Source organism: Bradyrhizobium sp. LHD-71 (assembly GCF_031157255.1).
GTDB lineage: Bacteria > Pseudomonadota > Alphaproteobacteria > Rhizobiales > Xanthobacteraceae > P52-10.
In genome coordinates this window covers 1-1,205 of the sequence record NZ_JAVIFX010000073.1, presented here as the reverse complement: position 1 = coordinate 1,205, position 1,205 = coordinate 1, and the positions used below count along the sequence as shown (strand labels likewise).

At 60.1% G+C, this 1,205-nt stretch carries 2 protein-coding genes; both read right to left on the bottom strand.

Annotated elements, in window-relative coordinates:
- Nucleotides 1-608 (bottom strand): SDR family oxidoreductase (locus tag RCO31_RS34590; protein WP_308972930.1); only part of this gene is annotated, 608 nt, incomplete at its 3' end.
- Between the two features lie 29 nt (nucleotides 609-637).
- The coding region (locus tag RCO31_RS34585; protein WP_308972929.1) for an SDR family oxidoreductase at nucleotides 638-1,205 on the bottom strand (568 nt) is incomplete at its 5' end.

Genomic DNA, 1,205 nt, shown 5'->3' with positions numbered 1-1,205 from the left:
CGCGGCGTATCGACAAAGCCGTCGGATTCAAGCTTTTTTACAAGCGCTGTCGCGACATATCCGGGCGCCACAGCGTTTACGCGAATTCCGATCGACGCCCACTCGCAAGCCATTGACCTCGTCATCGATGCAATTCCCGCTTTTGCGGCCCCATAGGCATTGCGGCGCGGAAGTCCCGATATGCCCGCGATCGAACTGATGTTGACGATAGAACCCACTTGACGGACGGCCATCTGGGCATGGGCCTCGCGCGAACACAAGAACGTTCCGGACAGATGGACTCCGAGAAGCCTTTCGAAGCTTTCGACCGTCTGCTCGGACGTTGGAAGGTGCGGGCTAACTATGCCAGCATTATTGACCAACGCATCGAGATTGCCGAGCCTGTCTGCGATCTTCCTGAACGCGGCGCGCACTTCCACTTCTTTCGATACATCGCAGCAGATATCCGCATGCTCTGCGCCCAACTCCCTGGCCCGCGCCGATACGCTGTCGGCATCTATATCAAGCAAAGCCACGCGGTAACCGTTCCGAGCAAAAGCCCGTGCGGTCGCCCAGCCAATACCGTCGCCCGCTCCGGTAATTGCAACGACGGGTTTCTGGTCCGCCATATCTAGTCTCCTGCCTGCTGATCCAAGCGCTATTCGGCGGCCTCATATCCGGGCCGCGGAACGAGGTTCATGATACCGCGCGCAAAGCCACCGTCGACGACGATCTCTGCGCCGTTAATGTAGTCGGCGCGATCGCTAGCCAGGAACACGACCGCATTCGCGATGTCTTCGGGTTCACCGATCCGTCGGCGAGGCACTACCGCGCGGCGCGCCTCGAGGACGCCTGGGGTATCGTACATAGCCTGCGTCATCGGCGTGCGGATCAGACCGGGACTGACAACGTTGCTGCGAACGCCGCGAGGGCCCCATTCGGTTGCTAACTGCTGGGACAGCATGGCGACGGCGGCCTTGCTGGTGCTGTACGCTCCGCTGTGATTTTGCGGTGAATGCGCGGCGACCGAAGCGATGTGGACGATGGCGCCGTTCGCTTGTTTCAGCATTTGGGCCCCGAATGCCTGGGCGCAGCGAAAATAGCCAGTCAGGTTTAGGGACAGATTCGCTTGCCAGTCACTGAGGGAAAGCGTGTCGAGACTTCCCGCCCGCAACGTTCCGGCATTATTCACGAGAATCGAGGCCGGTCCGAGCGCTTCAAGTGAT